The sequence below is a fragment of the Streptomyces sp. NBC_01390 genome (assembly GCF_045040105.1).
Taxonomy (GTDB): domain Bacteria; phylum Actinomycetota; class Actinomycetes; order Streptomycetales; family Streptomycetaceae; genus Streptomyces.
In genome coordinates this window covers 9,520,193-9,538,999 of record NZ_CP109551.1, presented here as the reverse complement: position 1 = coordinate 9,538,999, position 18,807 = coordinate 9,520,193, and the positions used below count along the sequence as shown (strand labels likewise).

Below are 18,807 nucleotides of genomic sequence, written 5' to 3'. Positions count from 1 at the left end.
CGAGAGTTCCCAGGAGGTGACGACCATGGCCACCGCGATCGCCAAGGCCGAATCGGCCGAGTCTGTCGAGTACGCCGCCCGAATCGAGCACGTATCGAAGTCCTTCGCCGGGCCCGCCGGGCAGCAGCTGGTCCTCGACGACATCACGCTCGATGTCGCTCCGGGTGAGTTCGTCACCCTCCTGGGGGCCTCGGGCTGCGGCAAGTCCACACTGCTCAACCTGGTGGCGGGTCTCGACGACCCGAGCGCCGGCAGCATCAAGACCGACGGGCGTCCCGCTCTGATGTTCCAGGAGCACGCCCTCTTCCCGTGGCTGACCGCGGGCAAGAACATCGAACTCGCCCTGAAACTGGGGGGAGTTGCGAAGAACGAGCGACGCGGTCGCGCCGAGGAGCTGCTCGCCCTCGTCCGGCTGCAGGACTCGTACGGCAAGCGGGTGCACGAGCTGTCCGGCGGTATGCGCCAGCGGGTCGCACTGGCCCGGGCGCTGGCCCAGGAGAGCCGACTGCTGCTGATGGACGAACCGTTCGCCGCGCTCGACGCCATCACGCGTGACGTCCTGCACGACGAGCTGACCCGGATCTGGGCGGAGACGGGCGTCTCCGTTCTCTTCGTCACGCACAACGTGCGGGAGGCGGTGCGGCTCGCGCAGCGCGTCGTCCTGCTGTCGTCCCGGCCGGGCCGGGTGGCCCACGAGTGGACGGTGGACATCCCGCAGCCGCGCCGCATCGAGGACGCCCCCGTGGCCGAGCTGTCCATCGAGATCACCGAACAACTGCGTGGGGAGATCCGCCGTCATGGCCAGCAGTGACACGAAGTCGGGCCTGACGGACACGCGTCAGGCCCGGGCGGACGGCAACCAGCAGACCGGCGGCCTGGAGGCCGGTCTGGACGCCCTGGAGAACGTGGCCACCACGCGCACACCCTTCTCGGTGACCTTCCGCGCCAAGATCCTCCCGCCGCTCGTCGCGACCGGCGTGGTGCTGTTGATCTGGCAGGCGCTGATCACCTTCAACATCGTCACCGACCCGACCAGGCTGCCCTCGCCCGGCGATGTGGCGGCCGAGTTCAAGGACTCCTGGCTGAAGGGCAAGCTTCTCGGCTACATCTGGACGAGTGTCGAGCGCGGTCTGCTCGGCTTCCTGCTGGCGCTGGCGATCGGCACCCCACTGGGTCTGGTCGTGGCCCGGGTGAAGTTCGTCCGGGCGGCGATCGGACCGGTCCTGTCGGGTCTCCAGTCGCTGCCGTCGGTGGCGTGGGTGCCGCCGGCGGTCCTGTGGCTGGGGCTGAACAACTCGATGATGTACGCGGTGATCCTGCTCGGCGCGGTCCCGTCCATCGCCAACGGTCTGGTCTCCGGCATCGACCAGGTGCCGCCGCTGTTCCTGCGGGCGGGCCGCACGATGGGCGCGACCGGCTGGAAGGGCGCCTGGCACATCGTCCTGCCCGCCTCGCTGCCGGGCTATCTGGCCGGGCTGAAGCAGGGCTGGGCGTTCTCCTGGCGCTCACTGATGGCGGCGGAGATCATCGCCTCCTCCCCCGACCTGGGCATCGGTCTGGGCGCACTGCTGGAGAACGGCCGCAACGCCAGCTCCATGCCGATGATCTTCGAGGCGATCTTCCTGATCCTCTTCGTCGGTATCGCCGTCGACCTGCTGATCTTCAGCCCGGTGGAACGGCGGGTGCTCCGCAGCCGGGGCCTCATGGTGAAAAGCTGAGGCCAATGTCTAACAAGCCCGTCCGCCCCGTTCTCGTGGTGATCGCCCACGGAAGCCGCGACCCGCGGCACGCGGCGACCGTGCACGCCCTCGTGCGGCGCGTACGGTCGCTGCGGCCGGGGCTGCGCGTGGAGACGGGCTTCCTGGACTTCAACATCCCGTCCGTACCAGGGGTGTTGAAGTCTCTGGCGGCGGAGGGCGTACGGGATGTCGTCGCTCTCCCCCTGCTCCTGACCCGCGCCTTCCACGCGAAGGCGGACATCCCGGCGGTCCTGCGGGACGCGCCGAGGCGGCTGAACATCCGCCAGGCGGAGGTGCTGGGCCCGTCCCCGCTGCTTCTCTCGGCGCTCGAACGACGCCTGTACGAGGCGGGGTTGACGCCCGCCGACAAGTCCTCGACCGGGGTCGTACTGGCCTCGGCGGGGTCCACCGACCCGGAGGCGATCGCAGTGATCGCTGAAATCGCGCGGGAGTGGCGGCACACCGGTTGGTGCGCCGTGCGACCTGCGTTCGCCTCCGCTGCCCTTCCCCGCACCGAGGACGCGGTACGGGAGCTGCGTGAACTGGGCTGCGAGCGTGTCGCGGTCGCGCCCTACGTTCTCGCCCCCGGCTTCCTCCCGGACCGCATCGCGCGGGGCGCGGCGCGGGCGGACGTCCTCGCCGACGTCCTCGGACCGGCGCCCGAGGTGGCGCGGCTGCTGCTGCGGCGGTACGAGGAGGCGGCGCTGCGGGTGCCGTTGTCGGGGCGGGCGGCGGTGAGCGCGTAGACGTTCCGGCTCACCTGAACCGCCTTACGGTCAGGTGGAGTTGGAGGTGTCACCGCCCTCGGCCGGGGCCTTCCGGACGAGCGCGACGGCCTCGTCCGCCAGCCGTACGAGTTCCGCCGAGGGCAGGGAGCCCGCCGGCCGCCGTTCCCGGGCGAACGTGTTGGCCAGTCGTTGCAGCAGCTCGTTCAGGGGTGTTGGTACGCCGTGCAGGCGTCCCAGGAGCGCGATCTCGCCGTTCAGGTAGTCGGTCTCGATCGTGCCGGTGCCCCGGCTCAGGGACTGCCAGGTGGAGCCGCCGCCGGGCTCGGTGCCGGGCAGCTGGTGCAGGGTGATCTTGTCGCCACGTCTCGACCTCGCCTCCTCGGCGCTCGCGTACGGGATCCCGGCCGCCGCGAGCACCGACTCGCCCTCGGTGTTCACCCGCCTGCGCAGCCGCTCGCTCTCCTCACTGTCCGCCGGGCCGCTGAGCGCCCGGATGGCGTTGCCCAGGTTGGTGAGCAGCTTGGCGTACTGCCAGCGCGCCACGTCCGGCACGACCGGCGCCTCGATCGCCGCCGTCTTCTCCAGGTCGGCGGCGATCCGGCGGACGGTGTCGTCGGTGCCGTGCGGGTGGCGGCCGAGGAAGAGGATGCCGGTGAGGGGTGCGCCCGGGGCGGAGACGATGCCGGGTTCCTCGTAGGCCGCGGGGAGCCAGACGCAGACGCCGTACACCCGCCGGAAGCGGCGCAGGGCGAGCCGCGGTCCCTCCACGCCGTTCTGCGCGCAGAGCAACGGGAGCCGCTCGGCCGCCGTACCGCCGCCGGCGACGGGTACCGGCCCCCATGCCGCGAGGGCCGCTTCGCTGTCCTGCGTCTTGACGGCGAGGACGAGCACGTCGTCGGCGCGCAGCTCCCCGAGTCCGGCGGGTCCGTCGACCGTCGGCAGGCGGTACGTGTGCGTCCCGTCCGGCGTCACCAGCCGCAGCCCGTGCGCGCGCAGCGCCTCGTACTGCGCACCCCGGGCGACGAGGACGACCTCGTGCCCCGCCCCGGCCAGCCGTCCGCCGATGGCACCGCCGACCGCCCCTGCTCCGATGATGATGTAGCGCATACCGATCAGCCTGCCATGGTGCGTGCACAGCACAGATAGTGTCCGCCGCATGGCTTCCGACACATTCATGATCGGCGGTGAGTTCCCGGTCCGCCGTCTCGGTTACGGCACCGCCCAGTTGACCGGCCCCGGCTACTGGGGTCCGCGTGGCGACCCTGGCGACGCGGTGGCCGTGCTGCGCCGGGCCGTCGACCGGGGTGTGACGCTGATCGACACCGCCGACAACTACGGTCCGTCGATCGCCGAGGAACTCGTCGCCGAGGCCCTGCACCCTTACCCGGCGGGGGTGTTGGTCGCCACCAAGGGCGGCGTCGTACGGACCGGCCCCGACGCCTGGCACATCGACGGGCGGCCGGATCGGCTGCGCGCGATGTGCGAGGCGAGCCTGCGTCGGCTACGGCGCGAGACCATCGACCTGTACCAGCTGCACCGGCTCGACCCGCGCGTCCCGATGGCCGAACAGCTGGGCGTACTCGACGAGTTGCGCGGGAAGGGCAAGATCCAGCAGGTCGGGCTCGACTCCGTGACGGCCGAACAGCTGCTCGCTGCCGACCAGTTGACGTCGATCGCCTCCGTCCAGAACCGCTATCACCTCCTCGACCGCTCCTCCGAGCCGCTGCTGAAGCTGTGCGAGGCGCACGGCATCGCGTTCCTGCCGTGGTTTCCGCTGGGCAACGGGGAGTTGGCGACCGATCCGGTGTGCGCGGAGATCGCCGCCGCGCACGGAGCGACCCCGGCCCAGATCGCGCTGGCCTGGCTGCTGCACCACTCCCCGGTGCTCTGCCCCACCCCGGGCACGGGCTCCCTCGTACACCTGGAGGAGAACCTGGGCGCCACGGCCGTACGGCTGTCCGGCGCCGAACTGGCGCGCCTGGACGGCCGGTAGGTCACTCCGGTAGGTCAGGCGCCGTCGTCGCCGAACGGGGTCGCCTGGTGGAAGTACAGCAGCCAGTCGCCGCCGTCGGTGTCCCGGCGCCACAGTGAACTCCGGTGGGCGCGGCGGCCGTTGCTGTCCGTGTCGAAGGTGAGGTGGACCAGGTCGGGGGCGAGTCGTACGCCCGTCAGGTGCGAGACGACGAAGGGGCGGGCGCCCGGTTCGGTGGTCGCGGCGAGGGCCGCGATGATCGACGCCCGGTCCCAGTGCCGCCCCGAAGCGCCGAACTCGTGGAACCCGGGATGCAGCAGCGCTCCGGTCAGCTCGGGTGAGCTGCGGACCTCTGGGTCGAGCAGCCGCAGTTCGGCCTCGATGGCGGCGTCGACGGCGGGGTCGCGGCCCCCGTCACGGTGGTCGTCTCGCGTCGGTCTCACGTGCCCGGGGTCCCGTCCTCGGTCAGTTCCACCAGCTTGACGACGGTGTTCCAGTTGCGGGTGGTCGCGATCAGGCCCTTCAGGAAGCGGGGCTTGGCGAGCTGCCCGGCGAGCTTGGAGCGGCCGAGGCCGTCGGGCGCGTACAGGTACAGCGCGCGGTCGCCGAGCCGGAACTCCTCGGGGAGGTGGGCGGCCTGGTCGATGTCCGCGAAGCGGGTCTCGTCGACGGGGGTGGAGAAGTAGGTGACGTGGAGTTGCTTGGCCTCCAACTCGGCTGCCGGGAAAGGGCAGTTGTCCCTGATCGCCCGCAGGTGTGCGTGGTCGCGCACGATCACGTCGACGGTGAATCCGAAGTGCTGCGCGATGGCTTTCGCGATCTCCCCGGCGAGGGACTCCTCGTCCCCGTGAGCGGCGGCGAACACGGCGTTGCCGCTCTGCAGATACGTCCGTACACCGCCGTACCCGAGGCCCTCCAGCAGGGTGCGCAGCTCGGCCATGGGGACCTTCTTGTTGCCGCCCACGTTGATCCCGCGCAGCAGCGCCGCATAGGTCTTCGTGGCCTTCTCACCTGTCGTCATCCGCTCACCATAGGGCGGCCCACTGACAGCGCCCCTGATGAACCACCCCGAGATCGTCTTTTAGATGTAGGGGGCCGGTGTCCTACCCAGTGGGGAGACACCGGTGTCCGAGGGGAGGACTTCGGCCGGACACACCTCACCGGGGAGCACGAGGAGATGGTCTTATTCGGCCCCTACCTTCGAACTAAAGGTGATGGCAGGGGGCTGTCGCCGCATACGAGGGGGCAAGCCCGACATGGGGAACGGAGAAACGCGGGTGCGCGGCATAGCCGCCCGGGCCGGTGGCTGGAGTGCCCGGCACCGCTGGGCGGCCGTCGGGATCTGGTTGCTGTTCGTCGTCCTGGCGATGGGGCTCGGCTCCGCCGCCGGCAGCGTCGAGGTCAAGGAGAGCGACCAGCTGGGGGGCGAGACCCACACGGCCGCCAAGATCATCGAGGACGCCGGGATCGACGAACCCGCGAGCGAGACCGTCCTCATCCAGGCGAAGGACTCGGGCGTCAAGGCCACGGACGCCACGTTCCGGGCCGCGGTCGCCGACGTCATGAAGGCGGTCGACGGGACCGGCAAGGTCACCGACGTCCAGTCGCCTTACGACACGAACACCCTCTCGAAGGACGGACACAGCGCGCTCGTCCAGTTCGACATGCGGGGCGACGCCGACACGGCGGGCGACCGGGTCGAACCGGTGCTCAAGGCCGTCGCGGACGTCCAGAAGGACCACTCGGAGCTGCGGATCGAGGAGATCGGCGGCGCCAGTATGAACAAGACGTTCGACGACGCCTTCGGGGACGACTTCAAGAAGGCCGAACTGTCCGCCGTACCGGTGGCCCTCGGCATTCTGCTGATCGCCTTCGGCGCGCTGGTCGCGGCCCTGCTGCCGGTGGCGCTGGCGATCACCGCGATCATGGCGACGATGGGCCTGATGGGCATCGTCAGCCATCTCCAGCCGATGGACGACACCGCCAGCTCCGTGATGCTGCTCGTCGGCCTCGCCGTCGGTGTCGACTACTGCCTGTTCTATCTGCGCCGGGAACGCGAGGAGCGGGCGGCGGGCCGCAGTCCGGAGGCCGCGCTGCGGATCGCCGCGGCGACCAGTGGCCGCGCGATCATCGTCTCCGGTGTCACGGTGTGTGTGGCGATGGCGGGCATGCTGTTCACCGGGCTCGCCACGTTCGAGGCGATGGGCCTGGCTTCCCTGATGGTCGTGGCGGTCGCCATGGTCGGTTCGGTGACGGTCCTCCCGGCGTTGCTGTCGCTGCTCGGTGAGCGGGTCGAGAAGGGCCGGATCCCGTTCCTGCACCCCGACAAGCGGCGCGGGAACGGCAGCCGCGGCAAGGGCAACGGGGAGAGCCGCTTCTGGACGGCCGTACTGAAGGTCGTCCTCGCCAGGCCCGCCATCTCGCTGATGGTCGCGGCCGGCGCCCTGCTCGCCGTCGCCGCGCCCGCGCTCGGCATGAAGACCCAGAACCTCACCCTGGACCAGGAGTTCGGCGACTCGCTGCCGATCGTCGGCACGTACAACCGCGTCAACGACGCGTTCCCCGGCGGCTCCGACCCCGCCGAGGTGATCGTCAAGGCGAAGGACATCAACGCGGCCGACGTGAAGTCCGCGCTCGCCGACTTCCGTGCGCTGGCGATCAGTTCGGGCGCCTCGCGCGGCCCGGTGGACATCAAACTGCACGACGCCGAGAACATCGCCTTCGTGTACGTCCCGCTGGTCGGCGGCTCCGACCTCGACAAGGCGGGCGAGAGCCTGGACAAGCTGCGCGACGAGGTACGCCCGGCCACCCTCGGCAAGGTCGACGGCGTCTCGGCGCCGATCACCGGTCAGGTCGCGGGCTCGAAGGACTTCAACGACCAACTGGCCGGCGCGGTCGCCCCGGTGTTCGCCTTCGTGGTCGTGTTCGCCTTCCTGCTGATGCTCCTGTCGTTCCGCTCCCTGACGATCGCGGTCACCTCCATCGCGCTCAACCTCCTGTCGGTCGGGGCCGCTTACGGCATCCTGGTCGCCGTATTCCAGCACGGCTGGGGCGCGTCACTGGTGGGCGCGGAGGGCGTGGGCGCCATCATCACCTGGCTGCCGCTGTTCCTGTTCGTGATCCTGTTCGGCCTGTCGATGGACTACCACGTGTTCGTCGTCTCCCGGATCCGCGAGGCACATCTGCGGGGCCGGTCGACGAAGGACGCGATCCAGCACGGGGTGGTCACCACGGCCGGGGTCGTCACCAGTGCCGCCGTCATCATGGTCGCCGTGTTCGCCATCTTCGGGACCCTGTCGATGCAGTCCATGAAGCAGATGGGTGTGGGCCTCGCGGCCGCGGTGCTCATCGACGCGACGATCATCCGGGGTGTGCTGCTGCCCGCGGTGATGGCGCTGCTGGGCGAGCGCAACTGGTACTTCCCGAAGTGGCTGAACCGCCTGCCGGACCTGACGCACGACGAGACGCCGGAGACCCTGTCGTCGCCTCCGCCGCCCGCCGTGGAGGGTGAGCGGGTCGGAGTCTGAGTCGCTCTCGTCTCTCTGATCAGTCCAGTCACTCCGATCACTCGTACGACCCTTTGAACATCCCGCAAGTCCCTTGAGCTGAGGGCCCGTTGGTCACCGGGGAGCCAACGGGCCCTCTTCCTTGCCCTGGCAGGCGCCGACGAAGGCGTGCGGTTCACCGCTGGTAGCGCGCCAGTACCAGGTTGCCGTCCTCCTCCAGCCGTTTGCGCAGTTCAGCGAGGTCGATGGCACCGCTGTAGTACTCCTGGAAAGCCGGGGTCGCGACCTTGTCCTTCCACTCCGGGTAGCCGCGCACCGACTGGGCGGGGGCCGAGCGGAGGTGGGCGGCCAGGGCCGTGCCGGGGGCCCAGCCGTTCCTCTGGGTGCGCAGGGCCGGGGACTTCAGCGCCGCGGTGCCGGTGGGGAGCATCCAGTCGCCGAGGGCGAGGCGGACCATGTTGTCGGGGCGCAGCAGGAAGTCGACGAACTCGGCCGCCTCCCGCTGGTGGTGGCTGTCCTCGGCGATGGAGAGGGTCTGCGGGCTGACGCCCTGGGTGAGTCCGTCGGCGCCCGCCGGGGCGGGCAGCACCTGCCACTCGAAGCCCTTCGGTGCCTGTTGCGCGATCTGCTGACGGTAGGAGAAGCCGAGCGGAACCATCGCGTATTTGCCGCCGAAGAACCCGGGCAGGGTGTCGGAGCCGCCGCTGCCCAGCGTCGAACTCGATGCGCTGTCATCGGAGTTGACCTGGTCGTGGATCGTACGGGGGACCACTTGCTCGGGGCCGCCGAAGCTGACGGTCACCTTGCCGTCGGTGCCCCGGTGGAACAGCTGCCCGCCCGCCGACAGCGACAGGTTGAGCGTGACGGAGACGGGCTCCTTGAGCGGCCAGGCCACACCGTACTTGCCGTCGCCGCTGAGTTGCCGGGTGATCTTCCTGAACTCCGTCCAGCTCCAGGGCTGTTGGGGAGTGGGGATCCGTACTCCCGCCTCCTTCAGCCAGTTCGTGTTGGCGATCAGCACCCGCGGCTCCTGGAGGAACGGCACGCCGTAGACGCCGCCCCCGAAGGTCGTCGTCTCCCAACTCCGCTGCGGGATGTCGGACTTGAGCCGCTCGGGCAGCAGGTCACTCAGATCGGCGAGGTAGCCGCCGTACGCGAAGTCCGCCAGGTCGTCCGAGGCGTCATGGATGATGTCGGGTGCCTCACCGCCTTCGAAGGAGGTGAGCAGCTGGTCGTGAACGCTGTCCCAACTCCCCTGCACGTACTCGACCCTGACGTCCGGATGGGTCGCGTTCCACTCCTTCACCAGCGCCTTGTTGGCGGCGACGGACTCGTCCTGCCAGGCGAGGGACTGGAAGCGGAGGGTGATCCGGCCGCCGTCCGCGCCGCCACCGCCGCCCGTGCAGCCGGCGAGGAGCAGCATGAGGGCGACGAGCCATCGCGCGCGCATCAGCTCTTCACCGCCCCGGTCATCATGCCGCCGGTGATACGGCGTTGGACGATCGCGAACACGACGAGGGATGGCAGCGTCGCCAGGAACGCGGCGGCGGCCAGCGGTCCGAGGTCCGCCACGCCCTCCGCGCCGATGAAGTGCGTGAGGACGACCGGCAGGGTCTGTTTCTCCGGCGTCTTCAGGAGCACCAGGGCGAAGAAGAACTCGTTCCAGGCGGTGACGAACGCGAACAGTGCCGTGGCCACGATCCCCGGTGCGAGCAGCGGAGCCGTGACGGAGACGAGGGTACGCAGGCGTCCGGCGCCGTCGACGGCCGCCGCCTCCTCCAACTCGACGGGCACGGCCCGGACATACCCGCCGAGCATCCACAGCGCGAACGGCAGCGACCACACCACGTACACCATCACCAGCCCGAGGACGGAGTCGATCAGCCGCAGGTTCTTCAGCACCAGGAACAGCGGGATGATCACCAGCACGAACGGGAACGCCTGGCTGACCACCACCCACCCGGTCGCCGCCCGCCCGAGCAGCGTGCGGTGCCGTGCCATGACGTAGGCCATCGGGGTCGCGAGGAGTACGGCGACCAGGGCGGCCGAGGCCGCCGCGAACAGGGAGTTCAACTCGGCGTGCAGCAACGGCTGTTCGTCGAAGGCCTGGCGGAAGTTGTCGAGGGTGGGGTGTTTCGGGATCCAGGTGGGGTGCAGACTGCCCAGTTCGCGCGGGGACTTGAAGGCGGTGGACAGCAGCCAGAGGAACGGGAGGGCCAGAAACGCGAGATAGGCGAGAAGGGCCGTGTACTGGCCGACGCGGACGCTCGTGCTCGTCCTCAACTCTCCTCGCCTCCCCGCAGCCGGCCGACGAGGAACACGGCGAGAAGGACGGAGATCAGCGCGACCATCACACAGCCCATCGCCGCCGCGTAGCCGAACTGCCCGTAGCGGAAGGCCTCTTCGTAGGCGAAGAGCATCGGCAGCCGGGTTCGTCCGCCGGGGCCGCCGTTTGTCAGGACGTACACCAGGGCGAAGGAGTTGAAGTTCCAGATCAGGTTGAGGGAGGTGATGGCGAGCGCGATCGGCCGCAGGGCCGGCCAGGTGACGGTCCGGAAGCGGCACCAGGCGCCGGCGCCGTCCATGGCCGCCGCCTCGTGCAGTTCGCGCGGGGTGTTCTGCAACCCGGCGAGCAGGGCGACCGTCGTCTGCGGCATCCCCGCCCAGACGCCGACTACGATGACGGCGGGCAGCGCGGTCGCGAGGCCGCTGAGCCAGTCGCGGCCGTCGCCCAGGCCCAGGTCACGCAGCGTCTCGTTGAGGACGCCCGCGTCCGCGTTGTAGACGAGCCGCCACATGATGCCGACGACGACCTCGGGCATCGCCCACGGGATGATCGCAAGTGCGCGGGCCAGCCAGCGCAGCCGTAACTCCTGGTTGAGGAGGAGGGCGAGACCGAGGGCCAGCAGGAACTGCGGCACGGTCACCCCGACCGCCCAGACCAGCCCGATCCGGAACGACTCCCAGAACAGCGTGTCGTGCAGCAGGTCCTGGAAGTTGAGCGTGCCGATCCACCGCGTGGACGCGGTCCGGCCCGACTGGGCGTCGGTGAACGCCAGCAGGATCCCGTACAGCAGTGGTCCCACGCTCAGGACGAGGATCGGGATCAGGGCGGGCAGGACCAGGAACCAGGCGCCCTGGCCGCCGAGCGCCCGACCGCCGTCCGGCCCGGCGCGGGTCGCGTGCTTGACCGGCCGCCTCGTTCCGGTCGCCAATGTCACGTGATCGGCTCCTTTGGTCGCCCGAGGTGGCCCCGTCATGGTCGTGAAGCCCTGGTAACCCGTCAAGGCACCGCGCACACGCCCCCACCAGTACGAATGCGACACTGACCGGCGGATGGCGTGAACCCGACGCCGTTCACGGACGTACTGGCACGGCCGGGTACGAGGGACTGCGCGGGAGGCGGACGATGGACGAGGCACGGGCCCGGGACGTACTGGCCACGGCGGGCGTACTGCCCGGCACGGCACCGGAGGCGCGGCTTCTCGCGCTGGGCGAGAACGCGGTGTTCGCCGCCGGTGACCTGGTCGTCAAGGTGGGCCGCGACGCCGAACTCCTCGACCGTGCGCGTCGGGAACTGGCCATCGCGCTCTGGCTGACCGAGGAGGGCGTCCCGGCGGTACGCGCGGCCGACCCGGAGGCACACCTCGTCGAAGGCCACCCGGTGACGGTGTGGCACCGGCTGCCCGATCCCGTACGCGCCGCCGAACCCGGGGATTTGGCCGAACTCCTACGGACCGTCCACGCCCTGCCGACGCCGCGCACCTTCACGCTGCCGCCCCGCGAGCTCCTGGGCGGCGTCGAGCGGTGGCTGCGGCTCGCGGGCGACGCCATCGACCCGGCGGACGCCGCCTACCTGCGCGAACGCCGCGACGGTTTCGCCACGGCCGCCGCCGCGCTCACCCCGCGGCTGCCGCCCGGCCCGATCCACGGCGACGCGCTTCCCCGCAACGTGCACATCGGCCCGGACGGTCCGGTCCTGGTCGACCTGGAGACCTTCTCCGCCGACCTGCGCGAGCACGATCTGGTGGTCATGGCCCTTGCCCACGACCGCTACGCCCTTCCGGCCGAGGCGTATGCCGCGTTCGTGGAGACGTACGGGTGGGACGTACGGGAGTGGGAGGGGTGCGGGGTGTTGCGCGGGGCGCGGGAGACGGCGAGTTGTGCGTGGGTGGCGCAGCATACGCCGGTCAATCCGAAGGCGCTGGCGGAGTTCTCGCGGCGGGTGGGGTCGTTGCGGGACGGGGATTCGACTGTGCGGTGGTATCCGTTTTGAGCGCCTGGGGGGCTTGGTGATTTCGGGCGGGTGCGGGTTGTTTGTGGCTGGTCGCGCCGTTCCCCGCGCCCCTAAAAGGGGCGCTACTCCTCAGCCCTGATTTGCTGTGCCGCTCGTTGCAGCTCTGTCAGTACCGTTCTCACTGCCTTGCGGGCCGTGCGTTCCGGGCGGTGGAGGGCGTCGATGCGGCGTTTGGCGCGGACGCCGCTGAGGGGTTTGAGGACCAGGGCGGGGTGCGGGCGGGAGGTCCAGCGGGGCATCAGGGCGATGCCTCCTCCGGCGGCCACCACCTCCGCCGCCACCGTGAACTCGTTGATGCGGTGGGCGAGCCGGGGACGACGGCCCGCCGCGGTGGCGATGGCCTCGATCGTCGCCATGATCGGGAAGCCGTCGTGTACGGCGATCCAGGCCTGGTCGGCCACATCGCCCGGGGTCAGTCGTCCTTTGGCGGCGAGCGGATGGTCGGCGGGCATGGCCACGTCGAGGGGTTCGCGCAGCAGCGGGGTCGCCGCCACCGTGCGCGGCCAGGGCGGGGCGTGGTCCAGACGGTGGGCGAGGACGAGGTCGTACTCCCTGGTCAGCGACGGGAAGTCGTCCTGCGTGACGTCCTCGTCGGCCAGGGTGAGTACCGGCCCGTCCGGTCCGGCGAGGGCCCGCAGCAGCAGCGGGAAGAACGCGGCACCCGCGCTGTGGAACGCCGCGACGGACACCTCCCCGTCCGGCCGGTCCAGGAACTCCTCGACGGTGTGCCGGGCCCGCGCGAGCGCCGACTCGACCTCGGCCGCCGCGCCCGCCAGTGCCTGCCCGGCGTCGGTCAGCACCAGCCGACGCCCCTGCCGCTCGGTGAGCGGGACCGGGATGGCGCGCTGGAGCAGCCGCAACTGCTGCGAGATGGCGGAAGGCGTGACGAGCAGGGCTTCGGCGACCGCGGTGACGCTGCCCAGCTCACCCAGTTCGCGCAGGATCCGCAGCTGACGTTCGTCCACGGGGTGAGTGTAGAGGGACCGTGCAGTAAAGCTAAAAGATCGTTGAAGAGAGTGGGCCTGGGCTTCAGGGTCGTCGCCGGTGCACTGTGGGGCGCGTGGCCGACTCCCGCCGTACCGACGCGGTACTCCTCCTTGTCGCGCTCGTCTGGGGTTCCAGTTATCTGTCCGCCCAGACGGCGACCTCCGCCCTGCCCGTCCTCGTGGTCCTGTTCGCGCGTTACGCCCTCTCCGCGCTCGCCTGTCTCGGCCTGGTCGCCGCCGGGCGGGGGACGGAGCGGAAGCGGGGCAGTGGTCTTCGTCTCCGGAGTCTCTGGAGGCTCCGGACTCTCTGGACCAGGGAGGAGGTGCGGGCCGGGCTGCCGCTCGGGGTGACCCAGGCCGCCGTCCTCGTCGTGGAGACGTACGGAGTCGCCCACACCACCGCCGCCAACGCGGGTCTGATCATCAGCCTGACCATCGTGCTCACCCCTCTCCTCGATCGCGCCGGACACCCCGGTGGGCTGCCTCCGGCCTTCTACGCCGCCGCCGGTGTCTGCGTCCTGGCCGTCGGCCTGCTCATGTCCGGCAACGGCTTCCACGCGCCGCGTCTCGGTGACCTGCTGATGCTGGGCGCGGCCCTGGTGCGGGCGGTTCATGTGGCCCTGGTCGGACGCCTCACCTCGGGCCGGCCGATCCGGCCCCTTCACCTCACGACGCTCCAGACCGTGATCGGCACGGCCCTGTTCCTGCCGGCCGCCGCTCCCGACCTGTCGGCGCTCGGTCGCGCCGACACCGGGACCTGGACGCAGTTGCTCTATCTCGCCCTGTTCTGCAGCGTGTTCGCGTTCCTCGCCCAGACGTGGGCCGTGCAGCGTACGTCTGCGAGCCGGGCCAGTCTGCTGCTGGGTACGGAGCCGATCTGGGCGGCGGCGATCGGGATCGCTCTGGGGGGCGAGCGTCTGACGGCGCTCACGGCGTTGGGTGCGACGCTGATGGTCACGGGCACGTACTGGGGTCAGTCGGTGGAACGCGCCCACCGTGCGCGCCGGCTGGCACTCGGGAGGGTTTCGCCCCCGCCGCCCCTACCCGTCCCATCCCTGGGGGCTGTGCCCCCAGACCCCCCTGTCGGCCCTTAAAGGGCCTCGTCCTCAAGCTCCCCCAGAGGGGGGACCCCCAGACGGGCTGAAATCACCCTGGCGCATCGGCCATGTCCCGTCGATCACCGCGTCCGTTTCCCCCTTGCGGCGCAGGAAGCTCTGGAAATCGGCTGCCCATTCCGCGTACCACTCGATCTGACGCCGGTGCAGTTCCACCGGTCCCAGTCCCGCGACCTTGGGGTGCCGCTCGGCTATCGCGCACGCCAGTCGCGCCGCTGCCAGGGCGTCCGCCGACGCGTCGTGAGCCGCGTCCAGTGGTACGCCGTACTCCCCGCACACCGCTTCGAGGTTGCGTTTTCCGCGCCGGTAGCGATCGACGGAGCGGTCGATCGTGTACGGGTCGATCACCGGCGCCGGCTCCAGCCCGCCCAGCCGCTCCCGCAGGGACGGCAGGCCGTGCCGTCGCAGCTCCGCGGAGAGCAGGGTGAGGTCGAAGTTCGCGTTGTAGGCGACGACCGGTACGCCCGTCTTCCAGTACGTCGCCAGGACGTCCGCGATCGCGTCCGCGACCTGGTCGGCGGGCCGACCCTCGCTGGTGGCGCGCTCGTTGGTGATGCCGTGCACCGCCACCGCCTCCGCCGGGATCTCCATCCCCGGATCGGCCAGCCATTCACGGTGGCCGAGCGGCTCACCGCCCCTCACCTCGATCACCGCGCCGGTGACGATGCGCGCCTCGGTCGGATCCGTCCCGGTCGTCTCCAGGTCGAAGCCGATCAGCAGCTCATGGTGCCAGCCCATGCCTGGCCCCCCTTCTTGCCTTCTTGGTGGTGCTTTCCCCCAGTGGTCTCCACGATCCCATGAGCCACTGACAATCAGAGGACCGCATTCCACTTGAGGAGGACAGGCAGGTCAGGACACCGGACGCGAATCCGCCCAGGCCACCTCGAACTCCTCGCGATATGTCGGGAAGAGGCCGCTCTCCTCCGTCTCGCCCGGCTTGACCACTCGGGTCCCACCACGCAGCACCAGCACCGGCGCCTCCATACCCCGCGTCCGGCGCAGATACGTCTGCACGATCGCGACCCCGTCCGAGCCGTCCCCGTCGACGAGGTAGGCCGTGAAGCGGGGCGTCTCGTCGAAGACCTGGATCTCGAAGGCGCCGGGGTCACGCAGATTCGACCGCACCCTGCGCATGTGCAGGATGTTCATCTCCACCGCGCGGCTCAACTCACCCCGCTTGATGCCGAGTTCCCGCTCGCGCCGTTTCACCGCACTGGAGGCGGGGTTCAGGAACAGCAGGCGTACCCGGCAGCCCGACTCCGCCAGCCGTACCAGTCGCCGCCCGGAGAAGTTCTGCACTAGCAGATTGAGGCCGATACCGATGGCGTCGAGGCGACGCGCGCCGCCGAAGATGTCCTCGGCCGGGAACTGGCGCATCAGCCGTACCCGGTCGGTGTGTACGGCGACCACGTCCCCGTACCGTTCGCCCACCAGGGCCTCGACCGCGTCGACCGGCAGACGGCGCGCGGAGGGCACGTCGCCGCCCGCGCCGAGGGTCTCCAGGAGCTTGCCCGAGGCCCGCTCGGCCTGGTTCAGGACGGCCTCGGACAGCGCCCGGTTGCGGGAGACGACGTTGCGGGTGACCTCCAGCTCGTCCAGGGCGAGTTCGACGTCACGGCGCTCGTCCACGTACGGCTCGAAGCACGGCCAGTGCTGCACCATCAGCTCGCGCAGCTGGGGGAGGGTCAGGAAGCTGAGGACGTTGTCGTCGGCCGGGTCGAGCAAGTAGCCCTTGCGGCGGCTGACTTCACGTACGGCGACCGCGCGCTGCACCCACTCCTGGCCGGCCGGCCCGGCGGCGGCGACCACCCACTCGTCGCCGTGGACGGGTTCGTAGATGGGGCGCAGCACGGCGGCCACGACCGCTCGCAGCCGCTGCTCGACCAGGTTCAGCCAGATGTAGGCCCGGCCGGCCCGCTGGGCGCGTGTACGCACCTCGTGCCAGGCGTCGGCGTCCCAGTCCAGTTCCGGTCCGATGGAGCCCGTTTCCATCGGCCGTGCCAGGGACACCGCACCGGGCGGGACCTCTGTGGAGTTCCCCTCGTGACTCTCGTCACCAGGGGGCAGCTCCAGCCCTCCCGACCCCACCCGCGTACCGCCTTCCGCTCCCCCGAGCTCTCCCCGTGGCCGGTCCCGGCCGACGATCAAGGAAGGGTACTCCGGGAGCGGTCAGCGGTGCAGCAGGATGGACAGGGTCGTTTCTCAACTACCGCTTTCGACATGCCCGTTCTGGTCGGCGAGGGCGGCGGGAGTGAGCGGATTCATAGCCGTAACATCGCGCGGGGCGATGGAGAAGCCCTGCCAGTGGACGGGCATGGGCTGCTGGTCCTCGTCCCGGGCTATGTGGTGGAAGCCCACGTTCACCCAGACCAACGGGTGGGTGAGGGTCTGCCCGTTGACCCATCCGTCGACGGATGTCTTGGCGCCGACACCGCAGTTGCCCAGGTTGTCGCTGGCGAACTGCTCGCACTTGTTGTACTCGGTGAAGTAGACGTCGTGCCGGGTGTAGCTGCGGCCGGGGTACTTGGTGGTGGCGCCGGGGACGATCTCGTACGACCGCGCGTGGCCGTCCTTGTTCTTGCCGGTGGCGCTGACGACACGCCACCAGCGCATGTTCTTGGCGTCGCCCGCGAGTTCCTTCTTGACCTGGGTGCGGGTCGTCTTGTTGGTCGGACCCTCCTGGCCGTTCACGGGCGGGCTGACCACGGAGTCGTACTGCTCGACCTTCCCCTTGGAGGAGCCGTCGAGACCGAAGTCGAGCCGCCAGAAGACGTTGTGGCTGTGGCTGGTGGCGTACGCCTTGGCGCCCTTGCCGATGGGCCAGCCCCGGCCGTCACCCGCGTCGTAGTCCTCGGGGGCGAGGCTGCCGGTGGCGCCGATGTTCATGTTGACGGTGCCGTCGTCCTGGAAGCGCCACTCGGTGATGTACTCGTACCAGCCGACCTGGTTGACGGTGTAGACGAGCAGGTCCTTGCCCTGGGTCTGCCAGACCTTGTTCGCGGTGTCGCCCTGCATGCGGTAGGCGTGGCCGCGTGAACGGGTGGTGGTGCACAGGCCCTTGACGTTCTCGTTCTCCGGCTCCCAGGCCTCGGGCACCTTGACGGTCTTGATGGTGCCGCCGGGGCACTCACCGGCCGCCAGGTTCATCAGGCCCTGGCCGAAGCCGGCCCCGGTGAGGTCCTGGTACTCGGCCTTTCCGTCGTCGTAGGGGACGTGTATCTGGCCGAGCCGCGCGGAGTTGAGCACCTTGATCGGCCGGGCCTCGCCGGGGGGCTGGTACGAGATGTTCTCCAGGACGAGGCCGGCCTCGCTCTCGTAGCGGTAGCACATCCGCCAGGTGGTGCCCGTGGCGAGCTTCTTCTCGATGCGGTAGGGCGCGCTGCACTCGGCGGGCGGCACGGGTCCGGCCTTCGGCTGGGCGACGGCCGGTCCCGCCGCCGAGGTGAGGCCGGCGGACAGGGCGACCGCGGAGAGGCCGACGAGCCCGGCCGTCGCCCGCCCTCGGGTACGGCTGTTGTTGTTGACGCGCATGAAGTCGTGACTCCCTGGAGAGAGCTGAGGAAAGCAAAAGGAGGTTGAGAGGTGAACCGAGGGCCGCTCGCCCAGAGGTCAGCCGAGCTTGGCGACCTTGCGGGCGCTCAGGTCGATCACGAGCGAACGGGCGTCGATCCACGACCCGTTCCTCACCTTCGGGAAGAGCCGCACACAGCGGTGCTCGCCGCAGGTGTCGAGTACGGCGGGCTGGGCGCCCGGCGTGGCGCGGTACACCATGCTGGTGACGAGCAGCTGGTCCGGCGAGGTGAGTTCCGTGCCGGTGGCGTCCTTGTAGTCGGCCTTCAGGCCCGCGCCCAGGGGGTCGGCTATCAGGAGCGCGGTCGCCTCGGCCGTCTCGGCGCGGCTCAGGGGCGGCTGTACGCCGTGCTGGGTGCCGGTCCGCTCGACCTTGCCGGTGTCGAGGTTGACGGTCCTGGTGACCAGGGTGTCGTCCTTGTAGTCGTAGTACGACACGTCCGCGCGCCGTGGCGCGTTCGGGTCGTCCACCTCGGCGGCCTCGGGCTCGGCGAGGTCGATGCCGATCCGCTGCGGGCCGCGCTTCCCCTCGACGTTCTCGCTGGATTCGAGCAACTGCCGGTTCAGGGCGATCCGCTCCACCCGTGCCGTCTCACCGTCGGTGAGCGGATCACGGCCCGTGCCCTTCTCGCCCTCGGCGGGCACCTGTTCGACTGCCCCGGGCGGCGCCGCGGCCTGCTGCTGCCCGGACTGTCCCGTGCCGCCCGTACTCGCCGTGCTCCCTGCGGTCCCGGTGCCTCCCGACTCGTCGGCCCCCGCCGATCCCGGCAGCGTCACCGCGATCATGACGGCCGTACCGGCCACCGCGATCCCCGTCCCCGCCACCACCTTGCCCAGGTGGCGGCGCACGATCTTGCGCACGTTGTCCCCTTACTCCCCCTCACTGCCCAGGGA

18 protein-coding genes are annotated in these 18,807 nt (G+C 70.3%); 7 read left to right on the top strand and 11 right to left on the bottom strand.

The features are described 5' to 3' along the window. Positions 1–25: 25 nt before the first annotated feature. From OG241_RS42795 to OG241_RS42785, 3 genes are read left to right on the top strand one after another with little or no spacing between them, the layout of a single operon-like run. On the top strand, positions 26–811 hold the full coding sequence (locus OG241_RS42795) for an ABC transporter ATP-binding protein (RefSeq protein ID WP_405823485.1): 786 nt from the start codon (positions 26–28) through the stop codon (positions 809–811). Beyond that, the gene (locus OG241_RS42790) at positions 798–1,718 is read left to right on the top strand and encodes an ABC transporter permease (protein ID WP_405823484.1); all 921 of its coding nucleotides are present in this window, start codon (positions 798–800) and stop codon (positions 1,716–1,718) included. The genes OG241_RS42795 and OG241_RS42790 overlap by 14 nt, the downstream gene beginning before the upstream one ends. 5 nt (positions 1,719–1,723) lie before the next feature. Then, a complete protein-coding gene (locus tag OG241_RS42785) occupies positions 1,724–2,485 on the top strand; it encodes a sirohydrochlorin chelatase (RefSeq protein WP_405823482.1) in 762 nt (253 codons plus the stop codon). 30 nt (positions 2,486–2,515) lie between these two features. Here the strand turns inward: OG241_RS42785 and OG241_RS42780 are convergent, their stop codons facing one another. After that, positions 2,516–3,574: a ketopantoate reductase family protein gene (locus OG241_RS42780; protein ID WP_405823480.1), complete on the bottom strand. Its 1,059-nt coding sequence runs from the start codon at positions 3,572–3,574 to the stop codon at positions 2,516–2,518. 49 nt (positions 3,575–3,623) lie between these two features. On the opposite strand from OG241_RS42780, the gene OG241_RS42775 reads away from it, so the two are divergent. Next, on the top strand, positions 3,624–4,460 hold the full coding sequence (locus OG241_RS42775) for an aldo/keto reductase (protein WP_405823478.1): 837 nt from the start codon (positions 3,624–3,626) through the stop codon (positions 4,458–4,460). 14 nt (positions 4,461–4,474) lie between these two features. Here the strand turns inward: OG241_RS42775 and OG241_RS42770 are convergent, their stop codons facing one another. Next, positions 4,475–4,882 carry a DUF4440 domain-containing protein gene (locus tag OG241_RS42770; protein WP_405823477.1) on the bottom strand — a complete coding sequence of 136 codons (408 nt, stop codon included), beginning with the start codon at positions 4,880–4,882 and terminating at the stop codon, positions 4,475–4,477. Then, complete coding sequence (locus OG241_RS42765; protein WP_405823475.1) at positions 4,879–5,460, bottom strand: DUF1697 domain-containing protein; 582 nt, start codon at positions 5,458–5,460, stop codon at positions 4,879–4,881. Before OG241_RS42765 ends, OG241_RS42770 begins: the two co-directional genes overlap by 4 nt. A 235-nt stretch (positions 5,461–5,695) precedes the next feature. On the opposite strand from OG241_RS42765, the gene OG241_RS42760 reads away from it, so the two are divergent. Continuing rightward, positions 5,696–7,966 (top strand): MMPL family transporter, encoded by a 2,271-nt coding sequence (locus tag OG241_RS42760; RefSeq protein WP_405823473.1) that lies wholly within the window; start codon positions 5,696–5,698, stop codon positions 7,964–7,966. 154 nt (positions 7,967–8,120) lie between these two features. On the opposite strand, the gene OG241_RS42755 is transcribed toward OG241_RS42760, so the two are convergent. The 3 genes from OG241_RS42755 to OG241_RS42745 are packed head-to-tail and all read right to left on the bottom strand — an operon-like array spanning position 8,121 to position 11,166. Further along, on the bottom strand, positions 8,121–9,395 hold the full coding sequence (locus tag OG241_RS42755; protein WP_405823471.1) for an ABC transporter substrate-binding protein: 1,275 nt from the start codon (positions 9,393–9,395) through the stop codon (positions 8,121–8,123). Further along, positions 9,395–10,228: a carbohydrate ABC transporter permease gene (locus OG241_RS42750; protein WP_405823469.1), complete on the bottom strand. Its 834-nt coding sequence runs from the start codon at positions 10,226–10,228 to the stop codon at positions 9,395–9,397. Before OG241_RS42750 ends, OG241_RS42755 begins: the two co-directional genes overlap by 1 nt. After that, entirely contained in the window at positions 10,225–11,166 is a 942-nt protein-coding gene (locus OG241_RS42745) for a carbohydrate ABC transporter permease (protein WP_405823467.1), read from the bottom strand. Before OG241_RS42745 ends, OG241_RS42750 begins: the two co-directional genes overlap by 4 nt. A 188-nt stretch (positions 11,167–11,354) precedes the next feature. Between OG241_RS42745 and OG241_RS42740 the strand changes: the two genes are divergently transcribed. Further along, on the top strand, positions 11,355–12,221 hold the full coding sequence (locus tag OG241_RS42740) for a phosphotransferase enzyme family protein (protein ID WP_405823466.1): 867 nt from the start codon (positions 11,355–11,357) through the stop codon (positions 12,219–12,221). An 83-nt stretch (positions 12,222–12,304) separates the two neighbouring features. On the opposite strand, the gene OG241_RS42735 is transcribed toward OG241_RS42740, so the two are convergent. Further along, positions 12,305–13,207 carry a LysR family transcriptional regulator gene (locus tag OG241_RS42735; RefSeq protein ID WP_405823464.1) on the bottom strand — a complete coding sequence of 301 codons (903 nt, stop codon included), beginning with the start codon at positions 13,205–13,207 and terminating at the stop codon, positions 12,305–12,307. 95 nt (positions 13,208–13,302) lie between these two features. Here OG241_RS42735 and OG241_RS42730 point away from each other — a divergent pair, with 95 nt between their 5' ends. Continuing rightward, positions 13,303–14,322 (top strand): DMT family transporter, encoded by a 1,020-nt coding sequence (locus tag OG241_RS42730; protein ID WP_405823462.1) that lies wholly within the window; start codon positions 13,303–13,305, stop codon positions 14,320–14,322. 12 nt (positions 14,323–14,334) lie between these two features. On the opposite strand, the gene OG241_RS42725 is transcribed toward OG241_RS42730, so the two are convergent. The 4 genes from OG241_RS42725 to OG241_RS42710 form a co-directional block, all read right to left on the bottom strand. After that, complete coding sequence (locus OG241_RS42725) at positions 14,335–15,081, bottom strand: 3'-5' exonuclease (RefSeq protein ID WP_405823460.1); 747 nt, start codon at positions 15,079–15,081, stop codon at positions 14,335–14,337. Positions 15,082–15,192: 111 nt separating this feature from the next. Further along, positions 15,193–16,431, bottom strand: coding sequence for an SAV2148 family HEPN domain-containing protein (locus tag OG241_RS42720; RefSeq protein ID WP_405823459.1), 1,239 nt, complete (start codon positions 16,429–16,431; stop codon positions 15,193–15,195). Positions 16,432–16,545: 114 nt separating this feature from the next. Continuing rightward, complete coding sequence (locus tag OG241_RS42715) at positions 16,546–17,874, bottom strand: copper amine oxidase (RefSeq protein ID WP_405823457.1); 1,329 nt, start codon at positions 17,872–17,874, stop codon at positions 16,546–16,548. 78 nt (positions 17,875–17,952) lie between these two features. Next, positions 17,953–18,774: a Tat pathway signal sequence domain protein gene (locus tag OG241_RS42710; protein WP_405823456.1), complete on the bottom strand. Its 822-nt coding sequence runs from the start codon at positions 18,772–18,774 to the stop codon at positions 17,953–17,955. Positions 18,775–18,807: the final 33 nt, after the last annotated feature.

What these genes read in the sequence shown, in the direction of transcription:
- OG241_RS42765 (WP_405823475.1), bottom strand. Translation starts at nt 5,460, where the DNA reads ATGACGACAGGTGAGAAGGCCACGAAGACCTATGCGGCGCTGCTGCGC.
- OG241_RS42795 (WP_405823485.1), top strand. Translation starts at nt 26, where the DNA reads ATGGCCACCGCGATCGCCAAGGCCGAATCGGCCGAGTCTGTCGAGTAC.
- OG241_RS42760 (WP_405823473.1), top strand. Translation starts at nt 5,696, where the DNA reads ATGGGGAACGGAGAAACGCGGGTGCGCGGCATAGCCGCCCGGGCCGGT.
- OG241_RS42725 (WP_405823460.1), bottom strand. Translation starts at nt 15,081, where the DNA reads ATGGGCTGGCACCATGAGCTGCTGATCGGCTTCGACCTGGAGACGACC.
- OG241_RS42790 (WP_405823484.1), top strand. Translation starts at nt 798, where the DNA reads ATGGCCAGCAGTGACACGAAGTCGGGCCTGACGGACACGCGTCAGGCC.
- OG241_RS42715 (WP_405823457.1), bottom strand. Translation starts at nt 17,874, where the DNA reads ATGCGCGTCAACAACAACAGCCGTACCCGAGGGCGGGCGACGGCCGGG.
- OG241_RS42785 (WP_405823482.1), top strand. Translation starts at nt 1,724, where the DNA reads ATGTCTAACAAGCCCGTCCGCCCCGTTCTCGTGGTGATCGCCCACGGA.
- OG241_RS42755 (WP_405823471.1), bottom strand. Translation starts at nt 9,395, where the DNA reads ATGCGCGCGCGATGGCTCGTCGCCCTCATGCTGCTCCTCGCCGGCTGC.
- OG241_RS42780 (WP_405823480.1), bottom strand. Translation starts at nt 3,574, where the DNA reads ATGCGCTACATCATCATCGGAGCAGGGGCGGTCGGCGGTGCCATCGGC.
- OG241_RS42740 (WP_405823466.1), top strand. Translation starts at nt 11,355, where the DNA reads ATGGACGAGGCACGGGCCCGGGACGTACTGGCCACGGCGGGCGTACTG.
- OG241_RS42775 (WP_405823478.1), top strand. Translation starts at nt 3,624, where the DNA reads ATGGCTTCCGACACATTCATGATCGGCGGTGAGTTCCCGGTCCGCCGT.